Consider the following 15,133-nt stretch of genomic DNA (forward strand, 5'->3'; position numbering starts at 1 on the left):
GGGCATGTGGGTGCGTAGGGTGACGGGTCCGGGCTGCGCCGTGGCGCCGAACCCGTATGCGGAGTCTGCGCCAGCGGGGCAGAGCCGGGCGGGGATTCAGGGGCTTGTCCCGCCCGGAGGGAGAAAGCGGCGGCTGTGTCGGCGGGCCGGTCCGGCGGGCGAGACGCTGAGCACCGGCAGGCTCCCGCGGCCCCGTCTGGGCCGGTTGACCGGTCGGGTCCGGGCTGGAGACGTCGGCGCGGCGCGCCTCATCCGCCGGCTGCCCTTACGGCTTCGGCCGTTCATCCGTCATGGACGTGAGCGCCCACCCTGCAGGCGCGATGTCGGCGGGGAGGGGTTCCAGGACGAATTTGCCGGCGTAGGGAGCGGGGACGCGGCCGTGGGGTGGTGCTGGCGTGTATGCCGTGCGCAGGCGGGTGGCTGCGTCGGCGTAGCTCTCGGTCTCGGTGTCGATGGTGATTCTCATGGCCGCAGCCGGCCGGGGAGGGTGTCCAGGGCGTGCTGGAGCTGTCTGAACTCCGCTTCCGTGGAGGGGGCCGCCAGGCGCAGGCCGGGGGCTGTGCCGCGCGTGGCGGTGGTGAAGAGGCGGGCGGTGATGCCGTGGGTGTGCAGGTGCTGAAGGACGGGGTGCGGGTCGGGGAGGTGGAGGAAGCGGTAGTGCACGTCGGACGGGGTGACGGCGGTGCCGAAGCATCCGGTCAGCAGGTGGTGCAGGCGGTGGGCGGCGGGGTGGATCCGGTCGAGCACGCTCGGGAACCAGGTGTCGTCCGTGAGCGCGGCGGTGGCCAGGGCGATGTCGAGCAGGGACAGCGGCCAGGTGGGCAGTTGGTCTGCGACGGCCTGGCGCAGGCGGCTGTTGCGGGTCCACAGCATCCCCGCCCGGGTGCCCGTGATTCCGAAGGTTTTGCCGGTGGACTGCAGGACGATCAGGTTGTCGGCGCTCGCGCCGGCGGTGGTGGGCGCTGCGGGCTGGAACTGGATGTACTCCTCGTCGACGATCAGCACGCAGGCTCGATGGGCCCGGCACGCGTCGAGCAGCTCATCCTTCTCGATGAAGTGGCCCAGGGGGTTGCTGGGGTTGGACAGGATGACGAAGTCGTGGGTCCGCATCGCGGTGCGCACGCGGTCGGCGCGCGCGGCGGGAGTGTCGCGCGCGGTGTCGGTGGGGCCGATGAAGTCGGCGTAGGAGAAGCGCCGCATGGTCTCGGTGTATTCGGGGGTGATGACGGCGACGCGGGCGCCGCGCAGGAGGCGGGCCAGGATGAGGAGGAACTCGGTGACGCCGCGGCCCGCGAGCATGTCCTGCTCGTCGGTGCCCAGATGGTCGGCGAAGGCGTCGAGGTAGCGGCGCTCGGCCCGAAAGGGGCGCTGCGGCGCCTCGTACGGCGGGGGCATCAGCCGGCCGGCGTGGTGGTCGAGGAAGTCTTTCAGGGCGGCCACGGCGGCCGGGGGCGGGCCGAGCCGGTTGGTGCACAGGCTGAGGTCGAGGGTGATCATCCCCTCGGGAAGGCGCGTGAGGTCGCCGCCCTGGACCAGGCTCGGGTCGGGCAGGAGGCCGGGGAGGGTCATGGGTGTTCTCTTCTCGTGTGTGAGGGCTGGGCGCGGACGGTACGGGCTCCGGTCGGGTGTCCCTGGATCAGGCGGGGTGCGGTCGGTTCGGTGGCGGGCCGGGAGGTTGCGCCTGCGGCAGGCGTGGGGCACCTGCCGCGCCGGTGAGCCGGAGAAAGGCAGGACGGTTGGGGGCTGGCGGTCATGGGCGGGCGGGCTTCACCCGGGGATGTGGAGGCGGTGTGGCGGCGCAGACTGGTGAAACACCAGGCCAGTGCGGTGGTCTGCACCAGTGCGCAGCACACGGTGAGGACCGGCAGCAGGGGTGCGGGGACGGCGGCGACGAGCAGGCCGGCGGCGGGCATGGGCGCCACGGTCAGCAGGACCGTGAGGGACAGGGTGGGGGCGAAGACGTGGGCGGGGATCAGGCGGGCGCGTATGGTGCGCAGCACCACTCCCAGTACGCCCTGGGCTGCCATGAGCAGGGCTGTGAAGGCGGTGTAGAGGGGCAGGGTGGGGGCGAGGGCGGCGGCCAGGCAGGCGGCGGAGGCGAGAGCGGCGGCCGTGGCGCCGATGGGCCACAGGCCGAAGCGGTCGATGAGGAGGCGGCACAGGGCGGTCGCGGCCAGCATCGCGGCTGCGGCCGCGCTCCAGATCACGCCGACGGCCGCCGGGGGGCGGTCGAAGGTGTGGGTGACGGTGATCGGGGCGCTGGCCTGCAGGAGGCCCGAGGCGAAGTACGAGGCGGCGAGTCCCGCGACAAGGACACCGAGCCCGGGCAGAGCTTTGAGGGTGCGCCACCCCGTGCGCAGCCCGGCAGTGGCCGCAGTGGTGGCGGGCTCGGGGCGGGGTGCGGGGGCGGGGTGAACCAGCAAGGCGGTGGCGGACAGGGCGGCCACCGCGGCGAGCATCGCCCCTGCGCCGGCGAGCAGGAGGAGGCCGCCCAGCAGGGGGCCGGTGAGCATGGCTCCTTGGTCGATGCCCATCTGCCAGGCCTGGACGCGGTGGGCGTATGATCCGGCACGGCGGCTGAGGTTGGCCCCGGTGGTCTCGGCGGACACGAACGACCACTCGGCGAGCCCTCCGCACGCGGCGCCGAGCAGCACCACGGCGGTAACGGCCACGGCACTGCCCAGGGGAAGGGTGATCAGGGCCGGGATGGCCAGTGCGGTCAGCAGGGTGCGGCAGGCGTTCGCGGTGCGGAAGAGGCGGGCGGCTCCGTACCGGTCGGCCAGGGCGCCTGCGCCGGCCAGAGCGCCCAGGCGCAAAACCCACTCGGCGGCGAAGGCCAGTCCTGTCAGCGTCGTCGACCCGGTCGAGGTCAAAACCAGCAGGGGCAGGGCGTAGGTGAGGATCACGGTGGCCAGTGCGTCGCCGCCGCGCAGCACGTTGGCACGGGCGAGAGTGGGGGTGAAAGAGGCGGGCGGGCTGGTCGGGCGCGGCAGCGTCGTGGCTTCTTGGGGTGCCGCGGCCGATGGCACCACGGTGACTCCTCCTTCATGTCATCGGCGAGCATTCCTGCGGCGCGAGCGCGCCCCAAGGACGGATGTCGCAGGGGGTGGTGGTCTTGCCCCGGCGTCGCGCACCGGCCCATCGCGCGGCACCTTCGCCGGTTGTGAGAGCGGCGTCCATGACGCAGGTCCAGGAGCTGGAAGCACTGCGGTGGGCGAGCTTTGCGGTGTGGGATCCGAAGGCCGCCGGACGGCGGGGGCGCGCCGCCCGGCGGCCTGGTGTCGGTGTGTACGCCGGCGGGCGCCGGCTTCAGCAGGTGCCGGGGAGGCAGACCGTGACGCCCTCACCGGGCGAGTGGACGAGCTCGTCGCGGACCCAGCCGACCACGCCGGTCTTGTTGACGCGGATCTTGGCCCACTGGATGCCGCCGGGGTAGGAGTAGTCCAGCGCGGTGCACGTCCACCCGCGGTAGGCGACACCGACGATCGTGGAACTGGTGCTCGCCTTGGAGCGGACGTTCGCGGCGGAGGCGGTGATGTAGCAGCTGTTGACGGACGGGGCCGCCTGCGCGGAGGTCGCCGTGACGGCGGCGGCCCCGGACATGGCGAGGGTCAGCGCGAGCGCGGCACTGGCGCGGGTGAGAGTCCTGCGGGCGAGGGTCTTCACGAAGTTCTCCTGTGAGAGGCGGGTGTGCGAACGGGCGGGCCGGTGGCGCGTATGGCACGGCACGTCGTGTCGTAAGAGAGAGGCGGTTTGCTTGGGTAGCGGCCCGTCCGGTGCGAGCCTGCCGCCGGGCTGGCCCTTCGCCCTGGCGTGTCGAGCCGTGCTCCCAAGACCTGGCACCGCGATCAGGCGTGCTGTTCCGCCAGACGGGAACCGGGCCTGGTAGCTGCGGCTGTTTCGGGTGCAGCCACGTTCTTGGCCTGGCGCCACCGTCGGCTTCGCGCTCATGGCCGCCGTCTGTCCGAGGGCGGGCCGGGCGTCATTCGGGGCACTGGAGTGAGGTCGTCGGCGTACTGCTTGCGCTTGCGGTCCACGTCATCGCGCACGTCGGCGAGGATGTCGTCCGGGTCGAAGGTGCCCGGTTCGGGCATCGCGTGGAGCAGGTCGGCGAGTTCAACGATCGCGATAGTCAAGGATGGGCTTCCTGTGTCGCGCCACCCGGGTAGGCTGCCGTCGAGCGTGCGTCGTGGCGCGTTTCAGGGCCGGTCCCACCACCGGCTGTTGGAGAACCAGGCGACCGCAGGACACGGCGTGTGATCGATGGTGCTGCCGTGGTCCGGGACGCTCCGCTACGCCAGGCAGGTTCGGGGTGGGCCGGTCGTGCCAGGCGCGGAAGAGCGACGTGACACAGCACCGCAACACCACCCACCAGCAGCAGATCGCCAAGGCCCTGCACGCGCAGACCTCCTGCGGCTACCAGGAAGCCCTGCGCCGCGTCCGGCTCGCTGCCGAACAGGGCCGGCTTCCTCGGCCTCTGGACCGCGTCGGACGGCAGAAGGCGGTCGACGCGCTCGCCGCCGCCCTCGGCTCCCCGGAGGCGACAGCACCATCAGCACCGGCCGATGCCGGGTACCCGGCGGACCGTGACGAGGAGGTCTTGGCCGTCCTGCTCGACCGCGGGCAGTCGGTGGGTACCGATGGCACCGGCCCCGCTCCCGGGATCGGCTGGGCGCAGGCGCTGATGGCGGTGGGCCGGTGCTGGCAGAACCTGAACCCCGGCCAGCAGAGCAACCTCGCGCGCCGGGGACTGGACGCGCAGCCGGGGCAGGAGTGGCTGGCACGGTTCGAAGCCCTGCGCGGCTGGATCGCCGAGCACGGACCGGCGGTGCCCCGCTCGGCCGTCCACGACGGGCAGATGGTCGGCGCCTGGCTGTGGAAGCAGTGGCACACCCATCACGGCTACCGGCCCGGCGAGTATCTTCTGCGGTCCGCGCTGGCCGAGGTCACCGGGGTGGATCCGCACCAGGAGTTGATGCCCCACGTTCCGCCGTCCTTGCCTTACCGCCCCTCCTACGACCGGGCGCGCAGGGAGCCCGCACTCGATGTCCTGCTGGAGCGTGACGAGGAGCTGTGCCGCTCCACGCGCCGCCGGGTCGTCCACCGCGCCGGGTCGCCCGATCCGGGCCGCGGTCTGGTCATCATGGTCAGCGGCGCGTCCTTGTCCGTGCCGATCGACTTCACACTCGCCTGCCACGCGTCGCACACCTGGATCCACCTGGCGGAGGCCATCGACGGTGTCTTCGCCCGCGACGACGACCATCTCGCCGCGTTCTTCATCCAGTCCCTGACCTGGGATCTCCCGCCCGGCGAGGACGACTTCTACTACGGCGCCAGCTTCGAGCGCATCGACATCGACCGCCCCGGGGCCGAGCCGGCCGCCCTGCCCTTCTCCCCCGGTGACATCCCGATCGCGCGAACGCCCCTGTCCGCGATGCTGGCGCCGGGCTTCAAGCTGGGCTACCTCTTCGACTTCGGGGACAAGTGGATGCACCGGCTGCGTGTCCTGCGCTGGACCCACCCGCAGGAGGACGCACAACTCGAGGAGTTCGACAGTCCTCTCGTCGGCGTCCGGCCGCTGGCCGGGCCGCCCGGGCAGTACTACTCCAAGGACGCGCCCGGCTGGCAGCACTATCTGACGGTCCCCTCCCTCGCCCAGGCCCGCCCCTCCAGCGGATCCCGCAGCCGCGGCCGGTAGCGGTCGGAAGTCTCCGGGCGGCTGTGCGCGAAGGCCGCGCAGCCGCCCGGGCCGAAATGACTCGGGCCTTCGCAGGATCCATCACGTCGCCCATACGGTGGCGCCGCATATCGTCGCGGTGCCGCAGGCCCGTGATGCGCTGGGCCGTGTCAGTGATTCTCCGCACCGCACGGGCTCGAACTGTCGTTAGGGCAGAAGCTGGAAGCGAGTTGCTGGGAGGAGCCGACGTGGGCAAGCGTGAGAAGGGCCGCAGGCACCGGCGTGTGAACCGGACGCCCCGGCCGGTGGGCGGCCGGTCCCGTACGGAGCGGGCTGCCCGGGGCGCGGCCGCGACCACACCTGCCCCGGGCGCCGTCGCGGAGGGGCAGGGCAGCGTGGTCCTGCCCGCGCAGAAGAGAGCTTCCATCAGCGGTCCGGTGCCGCAACGTGAGCCGTCGGTCTTCGCGAGCAAGGCGGATGGGGGCCTCGGCCAGTCTGCGCAGCGCACGTGGAGCGCGCTGAAGGCCGCCGAGGGCCAAAAGAGCGGGGTGGAGGAACTCTGCGAGGCCGTCGGTTTCACCCGGCGCACGGTGGTCCAACACCTGCAGGGCCTGGCCGGGTATGGCCTGGCCGCCCGGGGGGCGGATGGTGGCTGGGTAGCGGTCGGCGCCGTCCCGGGGGTGCCGGAGCCGCGCCCTGAGCAGACGGCTCTGGCGCGGCCCTTGGGGTAGAGGGGGCCGTCACTGCGCGAGGCGGCCGGCCGGCTTCTGCGCTTTGCGGTGTGCGCAGGATGGACACGCACAGCTCTCGGACTCGAAGTGCTGCCCGAGGGCGTGGCACTGGAGGCAGCCGCAGTAGACGCGTTCCCCAGGTGCCCTCATGTGCCCCGGGACCAGGGGCCGGGGGGCTGGCCAGGCTCCCGGGATGTGGGCCGGGTCGCGGAAGTCGGTGGGCGAGGGGGCGGGCGGGGCGGGGACGGTACTGATCAGGACTCGCATGAACGCTCCCAGATCGCCTTCTTCTCGCATGGCCGTGATGTCCTCGTACTCGGCCGTGAGCATGAGCTGTGTTCCATGGATGCCGCCCGTGCTGCTGGAGCCTGAGCTCTTCCTGCGGGCTGGTGACACCCTCGCCCTCCCCGCGGCCTCGTTCTGTAGCCACGAAACTGCGGCGTCGGCGTCAGCCGCGGGCGCGCCCAGGGGGAGCTCTCCCGCCGGACGGGAGCGGGAGCCCTCCGGGGCGGCTGGCCGGTCCGCCCCACGGGACATAGGGTGCGGCGGCCGGCGGCGGAGGAGCTTGCGCCGGATGGCCGGTGGTGCTGTCCCTTCCCGTCTGCCGGAACGCACGGCGCGGTCGCGATGTCTGGGCCTGGCATCCGTCGGCCGACCTCGCGCCGTCCGGGCGCCGGGCGCGGCAGGCTCGGCTCTGAGCGGCCACAGCCCCCTGAGAGACTGAACGCCGGGGGCGCAGATCGCCGCCCCCTTTTGGGTAACCCGGCCCGAAGGGGACGGGGTTGGACGATCCCAGGAGCAGTGATGAGTGACAAGCCCTCGCCCGGTCCGGCGTTCACCGAAATAAAGCTGACCGGCCCCGCCGATGAAGTGGCACGGCTGATGCGGCTGCTCAGCGGCGTGGGAGAGGTGATCTACGGGCCCGTCACACAGCCCCACCGCGCGGGGGATGTCTTGTGCACCGCACAGCTGGTCACCCACCCGTCCCCCGATCCGATGTCGGCCGGGCAGAGCACATCGCTGACCGTGCAGGTCGGGCTTGAGGTCGGGCCGGGCGCGCTTACGGGTCTGCCAGGTACAGCAGCTGCGGAGCAGGTGGAGCAGGCGGTGGTCGCCGCAGTGTCGGCGCTACCGGGCGTCCGGGGCGCCAGCGGCCGCCTCGTGGCCGCGGTCGGGCTGCCGCCGACACGGGAGTAGCCGGGGATGGCGGGGGCTGAGGCGCAGCTCGACAACGCTGGAACTGGCCTGTGGCTGACCGACTGGCCGGCCGACGTCATGCCGGGGTGGACGCCCAAGCGCGTGCTGGCGATGGTGGGCGGCGTGCAGGCCGGGCACCTGGACTTCATCGTGCACCCGGACGGACAGGCTCTGTCGGTGTGGATGCTGGAGGTGGAGCCGGAGTTCCAGCGCCGCAACCTGGCCTCGGTGATGATGGACGCCCTGTATGCGGCGCACCCGACGGCATGGATCGACCATGGCGGCCGGCCCCAGGACGGAGCGCGCTGGTGGAACCGGTATGCCGACCCGGACCCGGCGCGCAACATCCACAACCGACCGCCGCGGGAGTGGGCCCAGTACTTCGAGGCCCCGGCGGTGATGGCGCAGCGGGCCCGCAACGCCTACCTGAACCGGATGAATGGCCTGGACGGGCACAGCACGGCCGAGTACCGGTACGGCGAGCGTCTGGAGGCCGAGGGGACCCAGTGGGCGTCGGCATACCGGCCGGCACAGGTACAGGGGCCCGACCCGGCGGCCGGGGAACTGCACGGCGGACTCCGGCTGGTGCTGCCGGCCGAGCTGCAGCGGGTGCTGTTCGACGGGCAGCGGGATGCGGCTGTGCGGGCCGAACGGCTGCTGGATCACATCGGGCACGGCAGCCTCCCGCATGGCGCCGGCTGGCACACCACAGTGAGAGCCGCGTTCGAGGACATGGCGCACGAACAGGTCTTCGACCCGGCGTCGGCGGACGCCATCACGCACGTCACGTTCCGGGTGCGGCTGGCGGCCGGCCAGGAGGTGCCGCGGCACGACGTGCGGGCGACCTGGGTCTCCTACCGCGATTCACCGGGGATCGAGGTGGAACTGATGGGCATGGCCTGGCGGGCTCCGCAGACGCCGTGGGTGACGCACACTGCTGAGTTCGACAGACCGATCGACGCGGCCATCGCCCCCAAGCACTGGTATGACGCCAGCGAGCAGTACCGGGCGCGGTTCGACTACATCGGCGAGCTGAGGCCCGGCCAGCGCCCGCGCCGGGCCGAGGCGGGCGAGCCGTTCGCGGGGCGGGAGGCGGAGATCGCGGCCATGGCCGCCAAGCTCCAGGAGGCAAGCCGCCGGCGTACGGCCGCTGCCTCGCTGCCTGCGCCGACACGTGAGGTGTCCGAGAGCCTTCGCGGACACCAGCCCAGTCCGGACCCGCAGTCGCCGCGCCTGCGGTAGGACCACGGAAGGCGCAGCGAGTCCGCGCGCCGGGCGGTCAGCTCAAGTCGGCGGCGAGGCGGTGGAGCAGAGCGGCCGCGAGGGCGTTGAGGGCGACGGCATCCGCGCGGGTCCAGGCTGCCGAGGCGATGGCGCCGTCGTTATGCTGGGGGCCGCTGGCCTGGTTGAACGCCGCCTGGATCACTTCCGCGTAGCCGTCGGCCTGCCCGGTGATCCGGTCCAGGAGGATCCCGTACCGGTCGGACTGGTCCTGGGCGTCGCGCTTCTTGGTCCCGCCGCGGGGCCACACGCCCAGTTTCCGCATCGAGGTCAGGGCGAGGCGGGTCTCGCGGATCGCGTCCGGGTATTCGCCTGCCCTGATCTGCCGGTCCGCGGTGCGCAGGTGCTCGGCGGCTTCGCGGATCGGACCGTGCGTCATCGGCAGCGGGATGGTGACGGTGAACGAGGCGGTCAGACCCACGGTCTCGAGTTGCTGCTCCCACGTACTGGCGGCCACACGGTAGGTCTCCTGCAGGTCTGCGGCAGGATGTGCCGTGCTCTGCGGCAGGGTCCCCCGCAGATCCAGCAGGACGGCGAGGTCGCCGCCGGCGCGGTGCTCTTCCAGGGCGAGGAGCTGGGCGGAGGTGACCTGTACGACGAGTTCCACGGACACACTGGTGACCCTGGTACGCAGTGGCACGAAGGTAGGCAGGACAGCACCGATCCAGCCGATGCCTTCGGCCGCCCGGAGCTCGCCGGCGAGCGTGAGGTGGTTGATGCCCTCGGCGACGTGGCGCGGCTCGACGTCGATGCGTACGGCCAGCCGGTGCGCGCCCAGGCCGGGCAGCAGTCCCACCGCCGCAACACCGTGCTGCTCCGGCGCCCGCAGCCTGATGTGGGTACCGTCCTCGAACTTCATGTCCGCAACCATCCGGCCGCCTCCTGTCTTTCCGGCCTGATTGTCCGCTGTCGGCTGGGGCGCGCGCTGGTGAATTCAGGCAAAGGTGCGGCAGCGTGGCCTGGGACGCTTGCCCGGGCAGGGGGTGGGGGCGGTGGCGTGTGCCTCAGGTGGTGCACCCGCTTGGCCCGCGCTGCGGATGCCCATTCCGTCCGGTGCTGTGAAGGCCTCAAGGACTGGCGCAGCAGTGCCTCCTGCACCGCCTGATGCCGATCCCTCGCTCTGTCCACCAGTGGGAACCCTGAGCAATAGGGACTACAAGGTGCTCTGGTGGAACGGGAACACATCCGTGCTGCCCTTCGCCTGCGATTCGGACTACGTCCTGCGCGGTCCTCTCACGGACGGCGATGGTTCTTTCCCGGCGGACGCCAACGGGGCCCGGCTGGACGGCTGTTGCGCCGAGATGTACCGGCCGGGTCCAGACCGCGCATCCGAAGAGGGCGGTCGTCGTGCGGGTGGCGGGTCATCGGCTCGCGCCGTCCTGCTGCTGGCGAAGTGGCGTGCGCGAAGGGCTTCGGCGGCGGTCCGGCGCAGAGTGCGGACCGCACGGCGTATCCGGCCGGGGCGGGCGGCAAGCGCGGCTCGGAGCCGACGGCGGCGCTCGGCGGCCGCGGCCGCGACGAGGCGCTGCTGTCCGGCGTCCCGCAGCCGTTCCTGGTGCTCGGCGTAGATGGCTTCTGGTGCGAGGTGAATCAAAAGGGGGCTTTCCGTTCGGTCCAAGGCGCCTTAGTCCTGTCCGCCAGGGCGAGTCTGTGCGGCGGCACGGGGGCCAGGACGGGTACGGGCGGCGCTGTCCCGCGAGGTGGGACGACGGGCCGGGTGGGTGTGCCTCCGGTTGCGCAGCGCGGGATTGCCCGCAGGGCGACTCGGCCGGGAGGCTGGCCGGATCGCGTCGGGCTGGCAGGGGCGAACGGTTCGTTCGCGACCGTGGCGGGCAGCCTCAAGCAGCGTGGGGCTTCGCCCCGGGGAAGCACTCCGGGAGTGTCGGTGTCCCTGGCCGCCGCCGGAGGGGCGGGTTGCAGGGGTGACGCACCTGGTGACGAGGGTGACGGTCAGGTGACGCAGGTGGTGACGCACTTCTTTCCTGCTAGAACAGCGTCTGACCTGCGTCTTTCTATGGCTGACCGGCTCGCCGATGACGAGGTGACGCACTTTGCGGGCTTCTCTCTACCCTTGTTCTCCCTCTCATTTTCTCAACAGAGAGAAGGGCGCAAAGTGCGTCACCTCGTCACCGTGTTCGCGAGGTTAGGCCTCTTTATGCAGGTCAGGGAGTTGTTGGGGAGGGGGAAGTGCGTCACCAAGTGCGTCACCGGTGCGTCACCAGGTCACAGAGTGCGTCACCAGCCCCATGCCGCCCGCGGCCCGGCTGGTGTTCTATGCACTCTCAGCCGGTGAGGGCAGTGTGCGCGGGCGGACGGGGTTGGGCTCCCGCCACTACCCGTTCTCGGTCTTGAACGAGAAAGCCCCCGCCCAGTCGGCTTGGCTGGGCGGGGGGCGAGCTTGGAGGTGGAGGGATCAGATGGTGGGCTCGGTGGAGATTCGAAGTGGCCTTCCGGTCTTGGTCCGGGGCATCTTCTGCACGTCGACACCACGGCGGCGCAGGGCCGGTGCGGCACGCTGCAGGCGGCCGGAGAGGACGGCCGGTGTGCGCGGCCAGTCCTCTGCCCGGGGCGGAGGTGTGAGGATGCTCATGAGCCGGGCTGCGGGGCCTTCCCAGGTCCAGGGCTGCTCGTGGGACAGGGCCCACTGCAGGACGGCGGTGGCCAGTTCGTCGCCGTCGATGACGTCGTCGATCAGTGCCTCCTGGGCGCCGCTGTAGGTCGCCAGGGTGGACCAGCCCGTGACCTGGTCGAGGGCCCAGAGCATCTCGGAGAAGTCGGCCATGCGGGGCCGCTCGTCGAGGTGGGCGTCGGCCTCCGGCATCTTCTGCCAGACGAGCGCGGCCAGGTCGAGGAGACCGCCGAGAATCAGCGGGTGGGCCTCGGCGTAGGCGTCCCAGAGTTTGCGCTCGGTGCGTCGCTGCCGGCCGGGGATCGGGTAGAGCTCGATCGGGAGCATCCGGTCGGCGAGGTCGCCGTTGAGAGCGCCGAGGTCGATGCCGGTCAGCAGGACGGGCCGCTGGTAGAGCACGACGGTGACGTCGTCGTCGGAGTAGAGCTCCCGCTTCATCATGGCGTCGCCGGTGACGACGCGGCACAGGAAGTCCGACAGCCAGCCCGGGATGCCGGAGAGGTTGTCCAGGGCCAGGCACCAGCCGGCGGCGGTGGTGACGGCCAGGTCGTCCTCGGTCTTGGGGACCGACCGCAGGTGGGCGTCGATGCCGTCGACCACTCGCAACATCATCCGTCCGCCGGTGCTCTTGCCGGTGCCGGACTCGCCCGTGAGGTAGGCGACGGGGCGCGGCATGCGGGGACGCAGTGCGGCAAGGAGCCAGGCCACGGCCATCGGCCAGGATTCGTTGCTCATGGGCAGGATCGTGCGCAGCAGTTCCAGGCCGTGCTGCCAGCCGCCTGGGGGGTGCTCGGGAATGGGCATCTCGCGCAGGAGCCGCGAGCGCCGCCACAGCGGCCCGTCGCCGGAGTGGGGAGCCAGAACTGACCAGCGGCCGGGTTCGATGCACACCGAGGTGCCGTCGGTGTGGCCGAGGTCGAGCCAGGTGGTGTTCGCGTCCTCGGGGTCGGGTGCCACCCTCAGGTGCACCTCTTGCGAGGCGGTGTCCATCGCCATGGCTTCCAGCGAGGCAAGCGCGTCGGCGAGGGCTGCCTGGCTGGGAGTGCGGCCGGTCGAGAGCACGAACTCCCGGATGAGGCACTGCCGCAGGGACCCGGTGCCCACTCCCCCGCCCTTGGAGCGGATGGGGCGCGCGACCGGTCCGCCGTCGACGGCGACCGCGTAGATGGTCTGGTCATGGCGGACGAAGCGGTAGCCGGTCTCGCCGATGGTGCGCAGGATGTCGGCCTGGGAGACCTTGCGGGGGCTGTCCTCCTCCGGCCGCTGGGGCAGCCGTGCGGTCATCGCCGCCGCAGCCGCTGCGTTCTCCGAGTGTGTGCCGTGCGTGTGAGCAGCACCCGGCGCCGGGACGGTGGGGGCGGCTGTGGGCATCTCGGTCATGCCGATGCCCCCGTTCGGCGCGGGTGTCGGCTGCCCGCCTCGAGCGCCCGCTCAATGGTGGACTGCGCCTTCCGCTCGGCGGGGTCGATTCCGGCGCGTTCGGCGGCATCCGTCAGGGCCCGATGAACTTCGGCGCGGTCCAGCAGGCCGGCCCCGACGAACTGGCCCAGCGCGAAGCCGGAGAGGTTGAGCTGATCCGAGCGGCCGGCCCGGCAGGAGGCAACGGCGTCGAGCTCGGCCCGTACGGCGGCGGCAACGTATGCGCGGCCTGCCGCGACGCGAGGCAGCGAGACAGGAAGACGGCCGCGATGTGCGCTGTGAGTGCGGTGCTTGAGCCCAACACGCGCCAGGTCGTGGGCCAGCCAGCGGGGCAGCGGGGCGGGGGTGCGGATGGCGCCCTCGCATGCGTAGAGGCCGTCGCGGGTGCGGGTTCCGGGGGCGACGGCGTAGGAGCGGTCGGCTCGGATGTCGATCTGCCAGCCGAGGTGGCCGCGGCTGTCCGGGCGCCATTGACCGCCGTCGGCAACCTGGTACCACAGGTGCAGGCCTCCGGAGGGGGTGCGCACGGTGAAGGTCTGGGGCGGGTCGCTGACGAGCTGGGGCGCGCGGCGCAACCGGCACAGCAGGCCGAGGGCGTGCTCGCCGGTGCGCACCGATGCCAGGTCCAGGTCCGCGGGCAGGGCAAGGCCGGGCAGGAGCTTGTCCGGGGCAGGCGGGGTCGACTGGTGCATGTCGAGGTCGACGATCAGCAGGTTGGAAGGGCCTGCGGCCACACCGACACCGAAGCCGGGGTTCTCTGCCCACCACCGCTGGATGAGGTCCGGGTCGATAGTGGCGGCGCGCACTCCGTGGCAGTAGCGGCCCAGTGCGATGCAGGGGCACGCGTCGGGCTTGTGCACGGGGTAGTCGGGATGCTGCTGGCCGCTGGCTGCCGAGGGGCAGCGGAAGCAGTTGGCTGCCGGGACCTTCAGGCCGGGGGACAGCGGATGGACGTACCAGCCCTGCCGAGCGCACCAGAGAGCGACGCTCAATGGTGAGGAACGTCCCGAGGAACCGGGACCTGGTGCCGGTGTTGTCTGCATTTGTGCTCTTTCCCGCCGTGTCGCCGCCCTCTCCACCCTCACGCCCTGTACGGCGACTCCCCATGAACGCGGTCTCCCCGTTACAGTGGAGTACGCGCCCGGGGTGACCCGGGACGAGTGATGTGGGTTCAGACCGGCATCACGGCTTGATCGGGAAGGGACCGCGGACCTTTAGCGAGGGAGAACGCGGAACCTTCAGGGCCCGGGACCACAAGGTCCCGGGCTCGTTCCATGTCAGGCCGCGACGGGCGTCGACGGCTTGAGGTCCAGGGGGCTGAGACCCTTGGCTGCGCGCAGCTCGGTCAGGCGCTCTTCGTCCATCGCCGCTACGGCGTCCTTGACGGTGGTGAAGAGGCAGGAGAGCTCGAAGCCCCAGTGCCGGGCGATGCGGCCCAGCTCATTGACGGACCAGTCGGTGGAGCCGTTCTGCCGACGGCCCACCAGGAGTCCCCTCATACCGATGGCGGCGCCGAGATCGACGTAGGTCTCCTGGGTCAGAGACTGAATGTGCCGGATGATCACGCGCACGTTCTTCAGCTCATCTGGCTCCTGAGACGCAGCCTCACTGTCCCCCAGGCCAGGCATTGCCTCATCGTGAACCAGGCCAGGCATGGCACCCTCCCGTGCTTCAGCAGTCCGTACTCGACACGCCGCTGTACTTTTTGTATAGCGTCGCTGACCATACAGCACGGAAAGCTTTCTTTTACGGACCGGCCGCCATACGTGTGACCTGCGGTTTCCTGGAGAGGGCAAGCCGGAGACGCTCATCGGCCCCCGAGGACCGCCGTCTTGGCGCCGCGCCCGCGCACCGAACGGTCATTTGTTCGGTGGTGGTGGGTGCTCAGCTCGCGTGTGGCTGTCCCTGTTCGCGGCACGTGCCCTCCAGGGCCTGCCGCCAGGAGGTGACGTTGGGGCGGCGGCGCAGCAGCGCCCGGCGCTCACGTTCGGTCATGCCGCCCCACACGCCGAACTCGATCCGGTTGTGGAGGGCTTCGGTCAGGCACTCGGTGCGGACCGGGCATCCGGTGCACACCGCCTTGGCGCGGTTCTGGCCCGGGCCCTTCACGAAGAGCTCGTCCGGATTGACGCTCCGGCAGGCCGCGCTCTCATTCCAGTGGTCTTCCCTGCTCAGCACCCTGGCCCCTCCCCGTCGAAA

General features: G+C 71.6%; 13 protein-coding genes. 4 read left to right on the top strand and 9 right to left on the bottom strand.

The annotated features are described in order from the left end of the window. Positions 1 to 462: 462 nt before the first annotated feature. From ACFYNX_RS26165 to ACFYNX_RS26180, 4 genes are all read right to left on the bottom strand, one after another. Complete coding sequence (locus tag ACFYNX_RS26165; protein ID WP_388664637.1) at positions 463 to 1,569, bottom strand: aminotransferase class I/II-fold pyridoxal phosphate-dependent enzyme; 1,107 nt, start codon at positions 1,567 to 1,569, stop codon at positions 463 to 465. Then, positions 1,566 to 3,032, bottom strand: a complete 1,467-nt coding sequence (locus tag ACFYNX_RS26170) for an MFS transporter (protein ID WP_388664639.1) — start codon at positions 3,030 to 3,032, stop codon at positions 1,566 to 1,568. Before ACFYNX_RS26170 ends, ACFYNX_RS26165 begins: the two co-directional genes overlap by 4 nt. 277 nt (positions 3,033 to 3,309) lie before the next feature. Continuing rightward, positions 3,310 to 3,666, bottom strand: coding sequence for an SH3 domain-containing protein (locus ACFYNX_RS26175; RefSeq protein WP_388664641.1), 357 nt, complete (start codon positions 3,664 to 3,666; stop codon positions 3,310 to 3,312). Positions 3,667 to 3,947: 281 nt separating this feature from the next. Further along, the gene (locus tag ACFYNX_RS26180) at positions 3,948 to 4,136 is read right to left on the bottom strand and encodes a hypothetical protein (protein WP_388664643.1); all 189 of its coding nucleotides are present in this window, start codon (positions 4,134 to 4,136) and stop codon (positions 3,948 to 3,950) included. 209 nt (positions 4,137 to 4,345) lie between these two features. Between ACFYNX_RS26180 and ACFYNX_RS26185 the strand changes: the two genes are divergently transcribed. From ACFYNX_RS26185 to ACFYNX_RS26200, 4 genes are all read left to right on the top strand, one after another. Beyond that, positions 4,346 to 5,698, top strand: a complete 1,353-nt coding sequence (locus ACFYNX_RS26185) for a hypothetical protein (RefSeq protein ID WP_388664644.1) — start codon at positions 4,346 to 4,348, stop codon at positions 5,696 to 5,698. Between the two features lie 227 nt (positions 5,699 to 5,925). After that, positions 5,926 to 6,408: a hypothetical protein gene (locus ACFYNX_RS26190; protein WP_388664645.1), complete on the top strand. Its 483-nt coding sequence runs from the start codon at positions 5,926 to 5,928 to the stop codon at positions 6,406 to 6,408. A gap of 804 nt (positions 6,409 to 7,212) precedes the next feature. Beyond that, positions 7,213 to 7,605, top strand: a complete 393-nt coding sequence (locus ACFYNX_RS26195; protein WP_388664647.1) for a hypothetical protein — start codon at positions 7,213 to 7,215, stop codon at positions 7,603 to 7,605. Between the two features lie 6 nt (positions 7,606 to 7,611). Beyond that, complete coding sequence (locus ACFYNX_RS26200) at positions 7,612 to 8,847, top strand: hypothetical protein (protein ID WP_388664649.1); 1,236 nt, start codon at positions 7,612 to 7,614, stop codon at positions 8,845 to 8,847. 37 nt (positions 8,848 to 8,884) lie between these two features. Here ACFYNX_RS26200 and ACFYNX_RS26205 read toward each other — a convergent pair whose 3' ends face one another. From ACFYNX_RS26205 to ACFYNX_RS26225, 5 genes are all read right to left on the bottom strand, one after another. Beyond that, positions 8,885 to 9,745 (bottom strand): hypothetical protein, encoded by an 861-nt coding sequence (locus ACFYNX_RS26205; RefSeq protein WP_388664651.1) that lies wholly within the window; start codon positions 9,743 to 9,745, stop codon positions 8,885 to 8,887. A gap of 1,554 nt (positions 9,746 to 11,299) precedes the next feature. Beyond that, positions 11,300 to 12,799: a hypothetical protein gene (locus tag ACFYNX_RS26210; RefSeq protein WP_388664653.1), complete on the bottom strand. Its 1,500-nt coding sequence runs from the start codon at positions 12,797 to 12,799 to the stop codon at positions 11,300 to 11,302. A 92-nt stretch (positions 12,800 to 12,891) separates the two neighbouring features. Continuing rightward, positions 12,892 to 13,926 carry a bifunctional DNA primase/polymerase gene (locus ACFYNX_RS26215; RefSeq protein WP_388664655.1) on the bottom strand — a complete coding sequence of 345 codons (1,035 nt, stop codon included), beginning with the start codon at positions 13,924 to 13,926 and terminating at the stop codon, positions 12,892 to 12,894. A gap of 285 nt (positions 13,927 to 14,211) precedes the next feature. Then, positions 14,212 to 14,505 carry a hypothetical protein gene (locus ACFYNX_RS26220; RefSeq protein WP_388664657.1) on the bottom strand — a complete coding sequence of 98 codons (294 nt, stop codon included), beginning with the start codon at positions 14,503 to 14,505 and terminating at the stop codon, positions 14,212 to 14,214. Between the two features lie 313 nt (positions 14,506 to 14,818). Beyond that, positions 14,819 to 15,109, bottom strand: a complete 291-nt coding sequence (locus tag ACFYNX_RS26225) for a WhiB family transcriptional regulator (RefSeq protein ID WP_388665062.1) — start codon at positions 15,107 to 15,109, stop codon at positions 14,819 to 14,821. Positions 15,110 to 15,133 lie beyond the last annotated feature (24 nt).

Origin of the sequence: Streptomyces sp. NPDC007872 (assembly GCF_042868165.1) — a bacterium.
Classification (GTDB): domain Bacteria; phylum Actinomycetota; class Actinomycetes; order Streptomycetales; family Streptomycetaceae; genus Streptomyces.